We start from the raw sequence: 18,067 nt of genomic DNA on the forward strand, positions 1-18,067 counted from the left end.
GCTGTGACGTCGGCGATGCGGTTGATGTGTTCGGGATTCTCCGGCATACCCGGCTTGGCGTTGAGCCGCCACGCAACACGTCCGGTATCAGGTCCTTCGGTGATCATGCGGGTCGTGAACTGGCCGGGCTTCGTGCCGACCCGCCGGTTGTGCACATCACACGCAGGCACCAACTGGTCGATGTCAGTCAAGCCGCCGTCGGCCCAGTCTTTCGCGGCGTGATGCATCTGCACCCTGCTCGCGGGCTGATTACAACCCGGTGCCGAACACATCTTCCCGCCGGGTGAGGCGAATGAGGCCAACCGTTGTCCCAGCGACGCGATCCGCTTCGACCGACCCAAATACAGCGGCACGCTGGTGTGCTCACCGAACACCGCCAAATACTGGCTGGCCCCGGTGGAGGCGGCCATCTCGATCACGTCGCCGATCGGGAGGAGTGTTCCGGACGTGGTTTGTGCGATCCCTGCCTGCTCTTCGAGTTCCTGCAGGCTGGTGGTGACGATCACCTGAATCGGCAACCCACGGTGGGTGTTGCCGAGCATGCCGGATTCCAACACCTGGCCGAGTAGTGCGGAGAAGGCGTCGTGGTTGCGTTGTGCGGGTGAGCGTTCATCACGCAGCGCAGCTGCCGCGACCTGTTCGGCATTCGCCATGGTGATCGGCCCGACCGGCGACTCCGGGTCGTCCGGGTTATTCATGCCGGGTTTGGCCCACGCGTCCAACACCGTGTCGAGTCGGGCGCGGGCGATCGGATCCAAATCAGCGGTCAACCGCGACATCAACTGCGCGTTCTGCCGGTTCACCCACAGGCGGCGTCGACGTTTACGATCCTTCGAGGTGGTCAGCGTCCCATCCGGATCCAGATGGGCAAGTAGCCGCGAACCCAAATTGGTGATTTCGGCAGGGGTGAACTGGACCGCGTAGCCGGCCATCTGCGCTTCGGCGGCAGCCTTCGTCTCGGCCGACACTTCACCGGGGATCGCTTCGAGCACCTCGAGCACAGCCCGGACGTGCGCGCCCGCGACCCGACCCTCGACCACATACCCAGCCAACGTGGGACACGAGGGTGGTAGTCGGTCGCCGCTGATCGTGGTGAACGACCCGGTCGCGGCGATCACCCGATGCCGCGCCGCGGGATCACCAATATGCAGACCATGCCCCATAAAGTTGCGAACATCGCGGAAACCCAGGGCGCGGGGCAGATCGCGGTCGGAAGCCTCCACAATCAAGCGATCGGTGACCGCGCCCGCGGTCCGCAGTGCTAGCCGTTCGGCCTCAACAGTGGCTTCCACCAGCGCCGCGTCGGATACCAGCGACACATCGACGGCAGCCAACTCATCCAACACCGCTGCAAGACGTGACAGTTTTTCCGCCACCACCGCATCCGCAGAACCCACCGCAGCAGAGGCCAAGACAGATGATCCCAAAGCCGAAGGCGCACGGCCATTCTCGCTGTTGTTGCGATTGCTGTTGCTGTTCACGTGCCGCCACCCCCGCCCCACATCATATCGAATATGTGTTCTACATTACCCGACAATACCGACAGCGTCGAGGAATTCTCGAACAATTTTTCGACCTTGTGGACAAGCGTTTCGCGGAGTCCCGGTCGACGTCGATCACGCAGACGCTGCCTCATTCACGGCGGCGGTGAGTTCGTCGATTGTGGACGGTTGGAGCCGCTTCCCGTCGAGGAAGAACGTGGGAGTGCCTTGTACGCCCAGGGACAGGCCGTCGGCGACGTCGGCGCGGATTCGTTCGAGCGTGGCGGGGCTGTTGTAGGCGGTGTCGAAGGCTGCCATGTCGAGGCCGAGGTCAACGGCGAAGGTACGGAACAGGTCGTCGGCGGGGACTTGCTGTTCACCCCACTGGGATTGGGTGGCGAACATGCGCTGGTACATCTGCTCGAACCGACCCTGCTGGGCTGCGGCTTCGACTGCACGAGCAGCGCGTTCGGCGTTGAAATGTCCAGGCATCGGGAAGTAGCGGACGACGAAGGTGACGCGGTCGCCATAGGCTCGCCGCAGGTCCTCGATGATCGGGTAGACGGCGCCGCAGGCTTCGCACTCGAAGTCGAGGAATTCCACGAACTGCGCCCGGCTCTGCTCGGGCGAGGACAGGCGGTGACTGTCGGGGCGTACAACGAGATCAGACACTTCGGCAGTATCAGCCGGAGTCGGGGACGTGGCGTCGTCGATGGCAAAAACGGCAACACCGATGCCGACGAAGATGGCAGCGAGTACCGCCCAGGCGATCTTGATCGGTTTGCTCACGCGTTCAACTCCGAGGCGATGTCGTAGGGGAGTGGCATCGGTCTGATCAGGCCGACTGCGACGCGTCGGGTGTGGCCCTCGGGGTAGCGCCCTGGCCCGTCACCTCCGTGCTGCAGCAGTCGCACCCAGCGGGCTCGCCGGCGCGCTGGCCGATGCTGGGCGCACAGCACGTGTCGCCCTTCCATGCGTTGATGCCCTCGCGGACCGCGATCGCGGCGATGACAAGAGCGGCGATCGGGTCAGCCCACGACCATCCGAGCAGGCTGTTGAGAAGTAACCCGAGCAACAGTACTGCCGAGAGGTACGTGCACAGCAAAGTCTGTTTGGAGTCGGCCACCGCGCTCAGCGAGCCGAGTTCACGGCCGGCGCGACGTTCCGCCCACGACAAAAGCGGCATGATCAGCAAACTGACTGCCGCCAAGACAATCCCTATCGACGAGTGACGCGCCTCGCCACCAGTACCGAGGAGGGAACGGAGCGAGTCCACGCTCACGTAGGCCGCCAGGGCGAAGAACGAGAACGCGATGATCCGTAACGCGACCTTCTCGCGCCGTTCCGGATCCGAACCCGCAAACTGCCAGGCAACCGCGGCTGCCGACGACACTTCGATGACCGAATCCAGGCCGAAGCCGATCAAGGCCGTCGAGGACACACGCGTGCCCTCGCCGATCGCGATCACAGCTTCGACGACGTTGTAGGCGATGGTCGCCGCGACGAACCACCGAATCCGACGCTGTAGCAACTCCCGACGGGCAACACTCAGCGCCGGCCGACTCGCATCGGGGAGACCCACCGACGGCCGACCCACCGACGGGAGACCCAGCTCTTCGGCCATCAGCAGCAACCATGCTCGTCGGAGGTTGGACAACACGTCGGATCGACCGCGAGAACCAATCCGAGCAAGTCGTCCAAGGCGTGGGCAATCCGGCCGTCGGTCAGCTCGTACCGAGTGCGGCGACCTTCGGGTACCGCAACAACAAGCCCGCATCCCCGCAGGCAAGCAAGATGGTTCGACAAGACCTGGCGTGACACCCCGATCGCCTCGGCCAACTCCGCGGGATACGCGCCACCATTCCGCAGTCGCAGCAGCACCTGCGTACGCGTCGAGTCTGACAACGCGTATCCGAACCTCGTCAGCGCATCGCGTTGACTCGCCGCCACAGTCTCCATGAATACAGACGGTACATCCATTTCTGTATTCACGACAAGCTGAACCCTTTCAGAGCCAGGCCGCCGGGATCGCCGTCGCGCAGCACCCTCGACGACCGTGGAGTCAGCCCCCGAGTTCTCCAAGCCGCCGCGTCGTCGAGTCGGAGCTGCGGCTAACGTCGGGCAGGTGCACTCACTCGCCGACTGGCTGATCGACCTGATCAGGTCGGTTCCGGTGTGGGCGGTCTACCTGATCGCCGGCGGCGTCGTGTTTCTGGAAACCGCGGTCATCTTCGCGGGTCTGATCATGCCCAGCGAGGCACTCCTCCTTGCGGCGGGCGTGGCTGCAGGCGTGGGCAATACCAACCTCGGCGTTCTGATCACGGTGGCCTGTGTGTGCGCGATCGCGGGCGATGCGGTCGGATTCTGGTTCGGAAGAGTGGGCGGCCCGCGCCTGATGGAATCGCCCCTCGGGCGACGGTTCGGCGAACAGCGATGGGAACGGACGAGCGCGCGGCTCAATCAATCCGGAATGTTGATGGTCGCCGCGAGTCGCTGGGTCGGTTACGTCCGCACGCTCATGCCGAGGGTCGCGGGGATGACCGGGATGCAGTTCGTGCGGTTCGGCCTCGCCGACATCGTCGGGGCCGTCAGTTGGGTGACCGCCGTGCTGCTCGCCGGGTACTTCGCAGGCGCAGTCCTAGGTGCGACGATCCTGCTCTACGTCGTGATCGGGTTGGTGTGCTGCGCGGCTGTCTATGTGCTCGTCGTGTTCATCCGGCGTCGACTCGCCGCGCGGGCGTCAGCGGGCGTCGACGGCGTCGTGACTGCGGCTGTAGCGGGTGGCCAACCAGGAGCAGAGAATGAGCTGGATCTGGTGAAAGATCATGAGCGGCAACACGATCAGCCCGACGACTGAGCCGCCGAACAGCACCGTGGCCATCGGTAAGCCGGTGGCGAGGCTCTTCTTGGTACCGCAGAACTGAATCGCGATGGCGTCGGCGCGGCTGAATCCCAGTCGCCGCGCGCTCCACCAGGTGAGTGCGAGCATCACGATGACCAACACCGCAGCGATCACCGCGACCGCCACCACCTGCCACGCACTCACGATCGACCAGATCCCGTTGCGGACGCCCTCGCTGAATGCCGCGTAGACGACGAGCACGATCGACGCTCGGTCGACGAACTTGGTCGGCTCGGCGTATCGCTTGAGGAACGGCGCGACCAGTGGTCTGCAGAGCTGGCCAACGATGAACGGAACCAAGATCTGCAGCAGGATCTGGATGACCGACGACGCCGAGATGTGCACCCCATTCGTACCGCTCATCAGGGCCACCACCAGCAGTGGAGTCAACACAACACCGATGAGGTTCGACGCCGAGGCGCTCACGATCGCCCCTGGGACGTTGCCGCGGGCGATCGAGGTGAACGCGATCGACGACTGCACCGTCGACGGCACCAGCGTCAGGTACAGCAGGCCGGTGTAGAGGTCGTGACCGATCAGCGGTTCGACGAGGGGCCGTATAGCCAGGCCGACGAGTGGGAACACCAGGAACGTGAACGCCAGAATCGTCAGGTGCAGCCGCCAATGTGCCAGCCCGTTGAGCGCTTCACGCGGATGCAGGCGCGCGCCGTAGAGGAAGAACAGGAATCCGATGGCGATCGTGACCGCCCAGTCGAGAACCTCGGCAAAGGTCCCGCGCGCCGGGAAGAACGCGGCCACGACGACCGCAGCGAGAATCGCCAGAACGAAGCCGTCGATCGGAGACCGGGCGAGGAGTCGGCGCACGTCCTATTGAATGGGTGCGCGGTCGGGCTGTGCCGGTGCCGTACCGCTCGACGAATCGTCAGTGCTGCACATGCCGCGCAGCGTGCACGACGCGCAACTATCGGTGCCGCAGTCGGCGGCCGCGCTGGTCTGCTCAGGTTCCGCGGCATGTGCGTCGTCGACGCTGCCGTGATCCGACGAGCAGCAACTGCAGCCCGCATCATCAGCCGGGGCGACGGCGTCGGCCGCGCGCACCGCGTAACCGCTCACAGCGCCGACGATCAGAACACCAGCAACAAGCGCGACTAGTCCGAACACCACCGACCAGCCGCTGTCGACGGCGAGCGTCAGCGCGCCACCGGCGAACAAGATGAGCGCCGCGCCCAGTGTTCCGGGGGCCGCGATGCGGTTGGCCAGCGTGAACACCTCGGCCGAGGCCATCGTCGAATCGGTGCGGACTCCGAAGTATCGGTTGCGCGGGAGTCGGCCGATCAGGCCCGCCACTCCGACCACCAGCCACACCAGGGCCAGCACAAAGACGCATACCGAGACGACGATCGACACCACACTCACCCGACCACCATACTTTTCCCGCCCATCCGACGTCGATTTCAGGGCAGGTGAAGCCACGATTTACCCTGGTGAGGTGAGCACCGCCGACATCTCCACCTCTGAGGGCGCCGCCGATCAGGCGAGCACCGACCCAGCTTCCGCGACTCCGGGGCACCGTTACACCGCCCGACTCGCGGGCGAGATCGAGGAGCGCTGGCAGCGCGAGTGGACTCAGCGCCACGCTTTTGAGGCACCCAACCCGGTCGGACCGCTGGCCGGCGACATGAGTGCCTTCGACGGCAGCGGCCCCGACGCCTCCGACAAGCTCTTCGTCCAGGACATGTTCCCGTACCCGTCCGGCGCGGGCCTGCATGTCGGACATCCGCTCGGCTTCATCGCCAGCGACGTGTTCGCGCGGTTCCAGCGCATGTCGGGCGCCAACGTGCTGCACACCATGGGCTTCGACTCCTTCGGTCTACCGGCAGAGCAGTACGCCGTGCAGACCGGTACGCACCCCCGCACGACGACCGAGGCCAACATCGAGCGCTACCTCGGCCAGATCCGACGCCTCGGCCTCGGGCACGACGAGCGACGTCGAGTCGCCACCACCGACGTCTCGTTCTACCGCTGGACACAGTGGATCTTCCTGCAGATCTACAACGCCTGGTACGACGACGAGGCCGGCAAGGCGCGTCGCATCGACGAGCTGATCGCCGAATTCGACAGCGGTGCACGCACTCTCGACGACGGTCGGGTGTGGGCAGATCTGTCGGCCTCCGAGAAGTCCGACGTCGTCGACTCGTATCGTCTTGTCTACCTGAGTGATTCACTCGTCAACTGGGCACCGGGCCTCGGTACCGTGCTGGCAAACGAAGAGGTCACCGCCGATGGCCGAAGCGACCGCGGGAACTTCCCGGTGTTCCGCAAGCACCTGCGGCAGTGGATGATGCGCATCACTGCGTACTCCGACCGCCTGCTCGACGACCTCGAGGTGCTGGATTGGCCCGAGAAGGTCAAGACCATGCAGCGCAATTGGATTGGGCGATCGCGCGGTGCCCAGGTGCAGTTCCCCGTACCGGGTGTGCCGGCACAGGCCGATGGCGAGGTGACCGTCGACGTCTTCACCACGCGACCCGACACCCTCTTCGGCGCCACCTACGTGGTGCTTGCCCCCGAACATCCGCTGGTCGACCCGCTCACTGCCGCCGCATGGCCATCGGTTGCCGAGGGCGCGGCGATCGATGAGCGGTGGACCAACGGCGCGTCGACGCCCGCCGAGGCGATCAAGAACTATCGCGCGTCGATCGCGGCGAAGTCTGATCTCGAGCGGCAGGAGAACAAGGAGAAGACCGGCGTCTTCACCGGGTCGTTCGCGACGAATCCGGTTAACGGACAACAGGTTCCGGTCTTCGTCGCCGACTACGTGCTGATGGGCTACGGCACCGGCGCGATCATGGCGGTCCCCGCACACGACTCACGCGACTACGAGTTCGCGACGGTCTTCGGACTGCCCATCGTCGAGGTCATCGGCTCCGAGGCAGGCATCTCTGAGGAGGCATACGTCGGCGACGGTCCGCTGGTGAACTCGGGCTTCCTCGACGGCAAGAACGTCGATGACGCGAAGACCGCGATCATCGAATGGCTCGAAGAGCAGGGCACCGGACAGGGCACCGTGCAGTACAAACTGCGCGATTGGCTCTTCGCCCGTCAGCGCTACTGGGGCGAGCCGTTCCCGATCGTCTACGACGAGGAGGGCCGCGCGCACGCACTGCCCGAATCGATGCTGCCCGTTGAGCTTCCGGAGGTCGAGGACTACGCGCCCGTCGCCTTCGACCCCGACGACGCCGACAGTGAGCCGAGTCCGCCGCTGGAGAAGGCATCGGACTGGATCCACGTCGAACTCGATCTCGGCGACGGTCCGAAGAAGTATCGGCGTGACGCAAATGTCATGCCGCAGTGGGCCGGAAGCTCCTGGTATCAACTGCGCTACATCGACCCGACCAACGAAGAAGAGTTCTGCGCCAGGGAGAACGAGGCGTACTGGATGGGTCCGCGGCCGGAGCTGCACGGTCTCAGTGATCCGGGCGGACTCGACCTCTACATCGGCGGCGTTGAGCACGCCGTTCTGCACCTGCTGTATTCGCGCTTCTGGCACAAGGTGCTCTTCGACCTCGGCTACGTCACCAGCAGTGAGCCGTATCGAAAGTTGTTCAACCAGGGCATGATCCAGGCGTACGCCTACACCGATTCACGCGGCATCTACGTGCCTGCCGAAGAGGTCACCGAGGTCGACGGCGAGTTCGTCTACAACGGTGAGAAGGTCACGCAGGAGTACGGCAAGATGGGCAAGTCGCTGAAGAACTCGGTGACTCCCGACGACATCGCCGCCGAGTACGGCGCAGATACGTTGCGGCTCTACGAGATGTACATGGGCCCACTCGATCAGTCGCGTCCGTGGGCAACGAAAGACGTTGTGGGACTGCAGCGATTCCTGCAGCGCGCATGGCGCCTGGTCGTCGACGAGGAGTCCGGTGCCGTCCGCGTCGCCGACATCGAACCCGACGACGAGACACTTCGCCTGCTGCACAAGACAATCGCGGAGGTCCGTGAGGATTACAACGGCCTGCGCGACAACATCGCCGTCGCCGCGCTGATCAAACTGACCAGTCATCTGACCAAGCAGTTCCCCGACGGCGCGCCGCGCAGCACCGTCGAACAGCTCGTCCTGATGCTCGCGCCACTCGCGCCGCACATCTCCGAGGAGCTGTGGTCGCGGCTGGGCCACGACGAACTGCTGGTGCGCGGACCGTTCCCGGTCGCCGACGAGCGCTACCTTGTCGACGACACCGTCGAGATCCCGATCCAGGTCAAGGGCAAGGTCCGCAGCCGCATCACGGTGCCCGCCGACGCCGACGAGGAGACGATCCGCGCCGCAGCACTCGACGACGAGAAGATCCTCGCGATCCTCGACGGCCAGCCGCCGCGCAAGGTGATCGTCGTGCCCGGCCGAATGGTGAACATCGTCCCGTAGCGGGCCGCGGGGTTCGCTCGTCGAGCGCTACGCCCGCTGGTCGAGCGCCCACTCGCTGGTCGAGCCTGTCGAGACCACCCGCCGAATGGTCGAGACCCCCGCCCGCTGGTCGAGCTACCCACTCGCTGGTCGAGCTTGTCGAGACCACCCCGCGCTGGTCGGGCGCCACCCCGCGCTGGTCGAGCTGCCCCCGCTGGTCGAGCGCTGCCCCCGCTGGTCGAGCTTGTCGAGACCACCCGCCGCGCCCTCGTGCCCGTTTCCGCTGGTCGAGCTTGTCGCTACGATCTGACTCGTGACGTCCGACGATGACACCACTCCCGGCTCGACGCCGCCTGACGACAAGCCCGTGCCGTCGGGTCCGGCGCGTGTTGGCGAGTTCCTCACGCGCGCCGACCGGACGCCCTCGCTGATCCGTGCTGCGCAGCTTCCGCGAAAGCTGACGCCCGAGACGGTCCCCGAACTCGACCTCTCACGTCCGACGCGCCTCTCCGATCGCATGGAGAAGCTGCTGACCGGGAGCGATCGGTCGCCCAGCGCGTCGCGCGAGCTCGCACTCAGCGTCGTGAAGGTGTGGCAGGCGCTCGTCGATCGCAGGTCGTCGACCGCCACCGCGAACGGCGACGTGACGGTCCTGTTCACCGACCTCGTCGGATTCTCGTCGTGGGCCCTACGCGCAGGTGACGACAGCGTGCTGTCGCTGATCGGTGAGGTCAATCGGGTGAGCAGCGACATCGTCGGCGCTCATCGCGGCCGAATCGTGAAGTCGCTCGGCGATGGCGTGATGGCGGTGTTCCCCGACGCGGCCGACGCGATCCTCGCCGCGTTCGAACTGTGCGGAGCCGTCAGCGCGATCACGCACGACGACTACCGCGCGCAGCTGCGCGCCGGAGTGCACACCGGAACTCCGCGGCAGGTCGGTGGCGACTACCTCGGTGTCGACGTGAACATCGCGGCCCGCGTCGCCGATGCCGCCGGAACCGGCGAGGTACTGGCCACCAGCGATGCGCTGCAGTCCGCGGACGGGCTCCAATTGCTCAGCCGCAAGAGACGTTTCAAGGCGAAGGGCACACCGCGCGACCTCGAAGTATTCGCTGTCGTGCCGCTTCTCGATGAGTGAGTAGGCCGTCAGCGATAGAACGGCGGCGAGACGTCCGGGTCGTCGGCGACCGTGTCGATACGTGTATCCCGGAGAAGATCCGCGATGGCCGCTGCCGATGCACCGATCGTCGCGAAGTGCGGATCGATGTCTTCGGTGAAGCACCACGCTCTATCGGCAGGCCAGACGAATGCGGGCGCGGGCAGAATCGAGTGTCCGTGTCGCGGCGTTGGCTCGGGTTCGGGCGGCAGCCAACCCAGCATGTCGGTGTCGCCGACGAACAGATGGTAGTCACGCATGGATGCTCCCAGCTCGTCGCGGATTTCGACGATGGGCACGCCATCACTCAGCAGTTCTGGATAACCACACCCGGCCCAGATCAGGTAATAGATCTCATCGGGTGTGGTGGTATGCGGACGCAGATCCTCGACTGCGACGGCGATCTGCCACAAATCGCCTGGTCCCGAGACTGATTCGACGTCGGTCTCACGTTGCCCCGGAAATGCGGGGTCGGGTATGTGCAACAGACGTGCATACGCATCAAAGCCGCGGGGCCCGCGGGTCACCGCTCGGGGCCAGTCTCGCCCGTCGGCCATCAGCCAGTCGGCCACCGAGGCGTCGTCGAATCGTCGGACAGTCATGGGGTTTCACAATGGCATTCGACGACGCTACAGCCAACAGAATTTCGGGAGACAGGATTTCGGGAGCCATGCCTTTCGCGAGCTACGTCGAGTCACTCACTTCGGCGGCAACGATCGCGCATAGCCGACGCCCACGCCGACCCATTTCTCGAGCTGACGCTTGGTGCGGATGCCGTCAGTCGAGACCCGTAACCAGCCACGCGTCTCCCGACCCGACATGACCATCGGGGCGGTGTGCGCTTTGGCCAGGTAGGCGTCGGTCTCGTCGGGCGGCACGCGCACCAGCAGTCCACCTTGCCCGCTCGCCGCAACGGCCATGTTGCCGTCGACCAAGAACGCGAGGCCGCCGAACATCGACTTCTCGGCGACGCCACTCTCACCCGACAGCAGCTCGCGGATGCGGTAGGCGAGATCGTCGTCGTAGGCCATGTGGCCAGCGTAAACGGGCTCCGAGCTGCACGGGTCGGTTACGGCTGACGGACGACGCCCCGCAGGAGCGGAAAGCACTTGCGGGGAGGGCTGGAAATCTATCTTACCGCGCAGTAAGATACCGGCATGGCAATCAACCTCGAGCTCCCGCAGAAGCTCGCCCCGGTGACCGAGCAGGCGCATCTCGCCGCCGAGCACATCTTCCGGCCCATCTCGCGCACGTACGACAAGGCCGAGCACACCTACCCCCAGGAGCTCGACGAGCTCGGCAAACTCGCTCGCGAAGCCGCCCGCAAGGGACGCGAGTCCGACGCCGCGGACAAGTCGTCGGCGAAGAAGTCGGACGTCGTCAACGGCGGCAACATGCGTGCGGTGCTGCACGGCGTCGAAATGGGTTGGGGCGACGTCGCGCTCATGCTGTCGATTCCGTATCAGGGTCTGGGTAACGCCGCGATCGCCGCGGTGGCCAACCCTGAGCAGCTCGAGAAGTTCAAGGACGTCTGGGCGTCGATGGCGATCACCGAGCCGAGCTTCGGCTCCGACTCGGCCGCCGTCAGCACCACCGCGACACTCGACGGCGACGAGTACGTCATCAACGGCGAGAAGATCTTTGTGACCGCGGGGTCGCGCGCCGATCACGTCGTCGTGTGGGCGACCGTCGACAAGAGTGCCGGCCGTGCCGCGATCAAGAGCTTCGTCGTACCGATGGACACCGAGGGTGTGTCGGTCGTCCGCCTCGAGCACAAGCTCGGCATCAAGGCGTCCGACACCGCGGTGCTGCGCTTCGAGAACGCCCGTGTGCCCGCCGAAAACCTGCTCGGCTCAACGGAAGTCGACACCAAGAAAGCGTTCGCGGGTGTCATGCAGACCTTCGACAACACGCGTCCGCTCGTCGCGGCGATGGCCGTCGGCCTCGGTCGTGCGGCACTCGAGGAACTGCGCGCAACCCTCGAGGGCGCCGGACACGTCATCGACTACGACAAGCCCGCCGCCAATCAGGCAGCAGCTGTCCACGACTTCATTCGCCTCGAATCCGATTGGGAAGCTTCGTGGTTGCTTGCGATCCGCGCCGCGTGGATGGCCGATAACAAGCAGCCGAACTCGACCGAGGCGTCGATGTCGAAGGCCAAGGCGGGCCGCATGGTCACCGAACTGACCAACAAGGCAGTCGAGATCGGTGGCACCGCAGGCTATTCCGAGGTCGGGCTGCTCGAGAAGTGGGCTCGCGACTCGAAGATCCTCGACATCTTCGAGGGCACACAGCAGATCCAGCAACTGATCATCGCGCGACGCGTGCTCGGCAAGTCGAGCAGCGAGCTGAAGTAGCGGTCGCGATACCCACTCGACGGGATAAGGCGCACAGTCGACGGGATAAGGCGCACAGTCGGCCGGATACAGCACCCAGTCGACGCCGGGTGCTCAGCGGAGCACGCGGCGTCGAAGTTCCTCGTCGCGCTGTAGGCGGAGCCACTCGCGGTGTCGGCGTTGGGCCGCAACGGCATTGAGCACGTCCACGTCGTCGGCCCCGGCAGGTGGCGCTGGTGAGATGTACGGCGCGAGCGTCTGCACCAACTGCCTTGCGAGAGCGGCACGTAGGACGTCGTCGCGTATCGACGGCGCTTGATGGAGGAAGCCGCGGATCAGCATGGCCTGGTGGTCGGTCAGAACCCCGATGTCGGCGGTGCGCGCCCACTCTGCGAGGTATGGCGGCATGACCGCGGTGCCTGCGACCTCCAGCGAACGCCGGTCGCGGATCACGTAGGTGCCTGCGACGAGATCGCCGACGCGCTTGTCCTTGCGGCTGATGGCAGCACACACAATCGCGGGCACACCGAAGAATACGAAGATCTCGACGACGCCGACGAGAGACCGCGTGAACGCGTGTCGGAAACCGATCGGCCCGGCGTCGTCGCGCACCGTGCGCAAGCCGAGCGCCCAATGCCCCAACGACTTTCCACGACTGAGCGTCTCCACCGCCGTCGGCAGGACGATCAACGCCAGCACCGACGAGAGTGCAAACGCACCCGCCAGCACAGCGCCGTCGCGCAGGCTCACGCCGACCTTCGCCGACACCCAGATCAACGCGATGAGTACGACGAGAGCGATCGCGACGTCGATCACTCCCGACACGATCCGCCGACCGAGCGACGCCGGCGGAAGGTCCAGTGCGACTGCCTCACCCGAGACGAGGTCGTTGCGGCCGAGCCCGACCGTCCCGCCCGTGTACGTGATTGGTCCCGCGTACATGGTCGGCCCTACATGCATGTTCGGCCCCGGGTACATACGCACTACCGTAGCGGCTGCGGTGGCGCGAACGTAGCGTCTCGTGGGCTACGCGAATGATCCCTCCCGACAGGGGTACAGCCGTGCCCGTGGTCTGGCTAGGCTACCGATGTGGATCTCGACGCCTACGTACGAGCGAAGTCACCGACGTGGCAGAGACTCGACGAACTCTCACGCAAACGACGCCTCACCGGCGCCGAATCCGACGAGATCCTCGACGCCTATCAACGCACGGCCACGCACCTTTCGGTGATCCGATCGTCGGCGCCAGACCGTGCGGTAATCGCTTACTTGTCGACGCTGCTGGCACGCGCGCGTGGGCACGCACTCGGGTCGACCGTGACCACGTGGGACCAACTGGTGCGGTACGTCACGACGACTCTGCCCGCTGCGCTCTACAGCACTCGGCGGTGGTGGCTGACGGTGTTGGTCGTCTCGATCGCGTTCGCCGTCGGCATCGGCTGGTGGCTCCTCGACCACCCGACCATGGAGCACACGTTCGGGTCGCGGGAGCAGATCGAGCACCTCGTCAACGACGACTTCGAGAACTACTACTCCGAGAACGCCGCGTCGTCGTTCGCGTTCGAGGTCTGGACAAACAACTTCCGACTTGCGTTGCTGTGCATCGCCTTCGGGGTCTTCGGATTCCCGGTGATCTGGATGCTTTACCAGAATATTCTCAACCTCGCGGTGACGGGTTCGATCATGATCAACCACGGTCGGGCCGACCTCTTCTTCGGTCTCATCACCCCGCACGGGCTACTCGAACTCACGTGTCTGTTCGTGGCGGCGGGGGTCGGGCTGCGCATCTTCTGGTCCTGGGTCGCGCCCGGCGACCGCAAGCGCTCGGATTCGCTTGCCGAGGCCGGACGTACCGCCATCGCCATCGGTATCGGATTGGTTGTGCTGCTGCTCATCTGCGGAGCCATCGAAGCGTTCGTGACCCCATCGGGTCTCCCGACGTGGGCGCGCATCGGTATCGGCGTCACCGTGTGGGTCGGGTTCCTCTTGTACGCGCTGGTGCTCGGACGTCGCGCCCACGATCGCGGTGCCACAGGCGATCTCGACGAGATCGACCGCGGGTACAGCCTCCCCGTCGCCTGACAGATGCTCGGGGAGTCAAGCTGCTCAAAGCATTCCGCGCGACTTCAGCAGTAGGTAGTGGTCGGCGAGCGCTGCGGGAAGCTTGTCGGGCGCTGCATCCATGACGTCAACGCCGAGGCGGCGCAACCCCGACGCCGTGCGGCCCCGCAACGTCAGCGTGCGCACCGCCGCAGCGGCGTCGTAGATCTCGCGGACGTCGTCGCGACGTTCGGCCATCTCGTCGAGCATCGGGTCGGATACCGATCCGATGACGACCTGGTAGTGCTGTGCGAGTGCGGCGAGCGGCGGCAGCAGCGACTCCTCGACCGCGGCTGGTTCGAGCGGCGTCAGCAACACCACGAGTGCTCGCTGACGCGACACCTTGCTCACCTCGGTGCACAGCATCGGCCAATCTGCCTCCACCAGAGCGGGTTCGAGCGGCGCCATCGCGGTCACGAGGTCGCTCAGCAACGTTGTGCGTGGCGCTCCGATGACCCGGCGGTGCACGATGCGATCGCCCGCGATGAAGTCGACCCGATCGCCCGCGTGCGAAGCCAGCGACGCCAGCAGCAGCGCGGCATCCATCGCGGCGTCGAGTCGCGGCGCGTCACCGACACGACCGGCCGACGTCCGCGACGTGTCGAGCACGATCACGATGTGCCGGTCCTTCTCCGGTTGCCAGGTGCGGACGACGACGGAGCGACGTCGAGCGGTGGCACGCCAGTCGATGCTGCGTACGTCGTCGCCTTCGACATAGTCACGCAGGGAGTCGAATTCGGTGCCCTGTCCCCGGGTGCGCACAGCTGACCGGCCGTCTAGCTGCCGCAGGTACGCCAGCCGCGAGGGCAAATGCTTGCGCGCGGTGAAGACGGGCAGCGCACGTACGAAGCCCGGAACGACCACGGTGCGCTGCCGGGCGCAGAGTCCGAGCGGACTGAGTCGTCGAACTGTCACGCCGACGGCCAGTCGGTCACCGCGGCGGGTGGGGGTGAGAGTCGTCGTCATCGACTCTGATTGCTGTGGGCCAAGATATACCGGCCGTGGTGTCGTCGGGTCCGCACCTGCGGACGGCTGCCATGCGTCGCGGATCACACCACGGAAACGACTACCGGACAAGTTGCGCACCAGCAGCGTCGTCTGGGTGGATTGGCCGAGCTGAACCGGACCGCACGGCACTCGACGCAATTCGAGAGTGCGCGTGGGGTTTCCGACGACGGCGAGGTCGATCAGCAGTAGCGCGACGCATACCGCGACCCAGGCCAACACCACCCAGTAGTGCGGGAACAACACCGTCGGAATGGCCCCCGCGAGGACGAGCGCGAAGAAGCGGCCGGTGATGACCATCAGCGTGGGACGGGAACGGAACCGATCGCCGCAGCCAGCACCGCGCCGACCGAGACTCCCTCGAGCTCGGCCTCCGGACGCAGCGAAAGGCGGTGCGCAAGAGTCGCTTGCGCCATCATCTGCACGTCGTCGGGTGTGACGAAGTCACGTCCGCTCAGCCACGCCCACGCGCGACTCGTGCCGAGGAGTGCGGTGGCACCGCGCGGGCTGACCCCGAGCGAGAGCGACGGCGACATCCTGGTCGCGCGGGCGATATCTACGATGTAGGCGGCGATCTGCGGTGCCACAGCCACCCGTCGCACCGCCGCGGCGCCCGCGATCACATCGGAGCCCGAGGCGACCGGTCGCAGACCGGCAGCAGCCAGATCGTGTGGATCGAATCCCGCTGCGTGCCTTGCCAACACCGTGATCTCATCGTCGCGCGGTGGGATCGGCAGGGTGACCTTCAGCAGGAATCGGTCGAGCTGCGCCTCCGGAAGCGGATAGGTGCCCTCATATTCGATGGGGTTCTGTGTCGCCGCGACGAGGAACGGCTCGGGCAGGGCGCGCGGCACCCCGTCGACGGATACCTGCGCTTCTTCCATCGCTTCGAGCAGCGACGCCTGCGTCTTGGGTGGCGTTCGGTTGATCTCGTCCGCGAGAAGCAGATTGGTGAACACCGGACCCTCCCGGAAACTGAACTCCGACGCCGCGGCGTCGAAGATCAGTGATCCGGTGACATCGCCGGGCATCAGGTCGGGGGTGAACTGCACACGCGTGGTGTCGACGTCGAGGGCAGCGGCGACAGACCGCACCAGCAGCGTCTTGGCCACTCCCGGAACGCCTTCGAGCAGAATGTGACCGCGACACAGCAGCGCGATCAGCATCCCGGAGACCGCAGTATCTTGTCCGACAACGGCTTTGCCGACTTCGGCACTTACCGCATTCAGTCGAGCGCGCGCCGACGTCGAGAATTCATCAGCGCCCGGCGAAGCCGTCTTGCCGCCCGCCACAGGCGGATACGACGCGGGCCGCGGCGGTGCGGACGGTGCCGAGTGTGGTGGAGTTGAGGGTGCGGTCATGGTGTGCCCCGGACTTCCTTCTCTAGAGCGGTCAATTCAGTGGTGAAGACGACCAGCGCGTCGTCGCCCTCGGGCAACGGGCCGGTCAGGAGTCGTGCGACGTCGCGGGCGTCTCGGTGCGTCGCCGCTGCCGCGACGCTGATGATCGCGGCGACAGACGAGTCGGAACCGTCCGGTGCCCATACGCCCGAGTCATCGCGTTCGTCGGAGGCGTCGAGCGCGTCGAGGGCGTGCACTGGGTCGTAGTGGAGTCCGAGGTACCCGGCGATGCGCGAGATGGTGCGGATGCGCAGGATCGCTGCTGCACGAGTATCGGCTCCGGCGCGATGGTAGAGGCGTCCGCGGGCCTGGGTGGTCTCGATCGCCTTGACGACGGCGGGTAGCGGCTCGGTGACCATGGGGCCGAATCGTCGTCCACGCCACAGCATCAGCGCGAGGACAGCGAATGCTGCCAGCAGGAATCCGGGGCCGATCCAACGCGGAATCTGAGAACGCGGGTCGGTGTCGGGCTCACCCGGTTCAGGTGGTCGATCGCCAAAGCTCGGAATGAACCAGATGAGTCGACCGGAGGAGGCGAGCACGCGGAGGGCAACGCCCGCATTGTCGTCCTCGGCGAGGGTGGCGTTCTGCCAGAAGTCGCCGTCGGTCACGACGATCTCGGGGTGCGAGCTCGTCGCGGGTACCACGACGATCTGTCCCGGCTGATCGACCACATCTGAACCGGTGCCGGTGTCGTCGGGAAAGCAGGATGCCGCCGGCTGCGTCGGCGTGTACCTGGCGGCCGAGGAGTGCGAACCCAAGCCGATGCCTTGTGACGAGATGACGTCGTCGGGGGCGATCCCGAGGAGCGAGCACGCTGCCGTTGATCGGGTCTGCGCGATCAGTGCAACGGTCACCGGCAGCCCTAGCGCCTCGATCGCGCTGCCGGACGGTTGCAGCAGGATCACCCGCTTGACGCCGCGGAACTTGTCGAGGAGGTACGACGCGTTGGCCGGGGTGAGAGCGCCGGATCCGCTCACGACGACGGTATCGTCGGCGCCCGGTGTCGTGCGATCGCGGAGTTCGTCGAGTCCCCGCGCCACGGTGACGTCGACACCGTGGTCGCCGATCACCTTCGTGACGGCACGAGAACCCGTCGGCCCGAGGTTGTCGGGATCGCCCGCCACCGAGTTGCTCGGCGTCTGCGGCTTCGGCTTCGACGACGGCGCGCCGCCCAGCGCGAGGGCGGCGACGAGCACGACGATCAGTACAGCAACCACGACTCCGAGGACGATCAACCACGTTCGACGCCGGCTTCGTGGACGCGACGGAGCTGGGCCGGACCGGCCCTCGGGAGCCGCGGGCGGCGCGCTCACGGGTG

General features: G+C 65.9%; 17 protein-coding genes. 5 read left to right on the plus strand and 12 right to left on the minus strand.

Annotated elements, in window-relative coordinates; translation table 11 throughout:
* The 4 genes from A5785_RS08060 to A5785_RS22850 all read right to left on the minus strand — a co-directional run.
* A partial coding sequence (locus A5785_RS08060) for an HNH endonuclease signature motif containing protein (RefSeq protein ID WP_064865745.1) occupies window positions 1-1,481 on the minus strand: 1,481 nt, incomplete at its 3' end.
* Between the two features lie 135 nt (window positions 1,482-1,616).
* Window positions 1,617-2,270 (minus strand): DsbA family protein, encoded by a 654-nt coding sequence (locus A5785_RS08065; RefSeq protein ID WP_049699215.1) that lies wholly within the window; start codon window positions 2,268-2,270, stop codon window positions 1,617-1,619.
* Window positions 2,271-2,316: 46 nt separating this feature from the next.
* Window positions 2,317-3,105 carry a cation transporter gene (locus tag A5785_RS08070; RefSeq protein WP_082938084.1) on the minus strand — a complete coding sequence of 263 codons (789 nt, stop codon included), beginning with the start codon at window positions 3,103-3,105 and terminating at the stop codon, window positions 2,317-2,319.
* A complete protein-coding gene (locus A5785_RS22850; RefSeq protein ID WP_082938083.1) occupies window positions 3,105-3,440 on the minus strand; it encodes an ArsR/SmtB family transcription factor in 336 nt (111 codons plus the stop codon). The genes A5785_RS08070 and A5785_RS22850 overlap by 1 nt, the downstream gene beginning before the upstream one ends.
* 97 nt (window positions 3,441-3,537) lie before the next feature.
* Between A5785_RS22850 and A5785_RS22855 the strand changes: the two genes are divergently transcribed.
* On the plus strand, window positions 3,538-4,338 hold the full coding sequence (locus A5785_RS22855) for a DedA family protein (protein WP_231894303.1): 801 nt from the start codon (window positions 3,538-3,540) through the stop codon (window positions 4,336-4,338).
* Here A5785_RS22855 and A5785_RS08080 read toward each other — a convergent pair.
* Both A5785_RS08080 and A5785_RS08085 read right to left on the minus strand, forming a co-directional pair.
* The gene (locus tag A5785_RS08080) at window positions 4,222-5,208 is read right to left on the minus strand and encodes a bile acid:sodium symporter family protein (RefSeq protein ID WP_064865747.1); all 987 of its coding nucleotides are present in this window, start codon (window positions 5,206-5,208) and stop codon (window positions 4,222-4,224) included. The two genes, A5785_RS22855 and A5785_RS08080, sit on opposite strands and share 117 nt — an antisense overlap.
* 3 nt (window positions 5,209-5,211) lie before the next feature.
* Window positions 5,212-5,760, minus strand: a complete 549-nt coding sequence (locus tag A5785_RS08085; RefSeq protein WP_049699218.1) for an SdpI family protein — start codon at window positions 5,758-5,760, stop codon at window positions 5,212-5,214.
* A gap of 88 nt (window positions 5,761-5,848) precedes the next feature.
* On the opposite strand from A5785_RS08085, the gene leuS reads away from it, so the two are divergent.
* Both leuS and A5785_RS08095 read left to right on the plus strand, forming a co-directional pair.
* Entirely contained in the window at window positions 5,849-8,770 is a 2,922-nt protein-coding gene (leuS, locus tag A5785_RS08090) for a leucine--tRNA ligase (RefSeq protein ID WP_414651991.1), read from the plus strand.
* 292 nt (window positions 8,771-9,062) lie between these two features.
* Window positions 9,063-9,887 (plus strand): adenylate/guanylate cyclase domain-containing protein, encoded by an 825-nt coding sequence (locus tag A5785_RS08095; RefSeq protein WP_049699220.1) that lies wholly within the window; start codon window positions 9,063-9,065, stop codon window positions 9,885-9,887.
* Between the two features lie 8 nt (window positions 9,888-9,895).
* On the opposite strand, the gene A5785_RS08100 is transcribed toward A5785_RS08095, so the two are convergent.
* Window positions 9,896-10,507, minus strand: coding sequence for a hypothetical protein (locus A5785_RS08100; protein ID WP_049699221.1), 612 nt, complete (start codon window positions 10,505-10,507; stop codon window positions 9,896-9,898).
* Between the two features lie 96 nt (window positions 10,508-10,603).
* Window positions 10,604-10,936, minus strand: a complete 333-nt coding sequence (locus tag A5785_RS08105) for a TfoX/Sxy family protein (RefSeq protein ID WP_049699222.1) — start codon at window positions 10,934-10,936, stop codon at window positions 10,604-10,606.
* 126 nt (window positions 10,937-11,062) lie between these two features.
* Here A5785_RS08105 and A5785_RS08110 point away from each other — a divergent pair, with 126 nt between their 5' ends.
* Window positions 11,063-12,262 carry an acyl-CoA dehydrogenase family protein gene (locus tag A5785_RS08110; RefSeq protein ID WP_049699223.1) on the plus strand — a complete coding sequence of 400 codons (1,200 nt, stop codon included), beginning with the start codon at window positions 11,063-11,065 and terminating at the stop codon, window positions 12,260-12,262.
* 93 nt (window positions 12,263-12,355) lie between these two features.
* Here the strand turns inward: A5785_RS08110 and A5785_RS08115 are convergent, their stop codons facing one another.
* Window positions 12,356-13,183 (minus strand): RDD family protein, encoded by an 828-nt coding sequence (locus tag A5785_RS08115; protein ID WP_231894302.1) that lies wholly within the window; start codon window positions 13,181-13,183, stop codon window positions 12,356-12,358.
* Window positions 13,184-13,330: 147 nt separating this feature from the next.
* Here A5785_RS08115 and A5785_RS08120 point away from each other — a divergent pair, with 147 nt between their 5' ends.
* Window positions 13,331-14,323 (plus strand): stage II sporulation protein M, encoded by a 993-nt coding sequence (locus A5785_RS08120; RefSeq protein WP_049699224.1) that lies wholly within the window; start codon window positions 13,331-13,333, stop codon window positions 14,321-14,323.
* A 24-nt stretch (window positions 14,324-14,347) separates the two neighbouring features.
* Here the strand turns inward: A5785_RS08120 and A5785_RS08125 are convergent, their stop codons facing one another.
* Genes A5785_RS08125 through A5785_RS08135 form a run of 3 tightly spaced genes read right to left on the minus strand, consistent with a single transcriptional unit; the run spans window position 14,348 to window position 18,062 of the window.
* Complete coding sequence (locus A5785_RS08125; protein WP_049699225.1) at window positions 14,348-15,646, minus strand: DUF58 domain-containing protein; 1,299 nt, start codon at window positions 15,644-15,646, stop codon at window positions 14,348-14,350.
* Window positions 15,646-16,707 carry an AAA family ATPase gene (locus A5785_RS08130; protein WP_156525404.1) on the minus strand — a complete coding sequence of 354 codons (1,062 nt, stop codon included), beginning with the start codon at window positions 16,705-16,707 and terminating at the stop codon, window positions 15,646-15,648. Before A5785_RS08130 ends, A5785_RS08125 begins: the two co-directional genes overlap by 1 nt.
* Complete coding sequence (locus tag A5785_RS08135) at window positions 16,704-18,062, minus strand: DUF4350 domain-containing protein (protein ID WP_231895450.1); 1,359 nt, start codon at window positions 18,060-18,062, stop codon at window positions 16,704-16,706. The genes A5785_RS08130 and A5785_RS08135 overlap by 4 nt, the downstream gene beginning before the upstream one ends.
* Between the last annotated feature and the right edge of the window lie 5 nt (window positions 18,063-18,067).

Origin of the sequence: Gordonia sp. 852002-50395_SCH5434458 (genome assembly GCF_001665905.1) — a bacterium.
Classification (GTDB): domain Bacteria; phylum Actinomycetota; class Actinomycetes; order Mycobacteriales; family Mycobacteriaceae; genus Gordonia; species Gordonia jacobaea.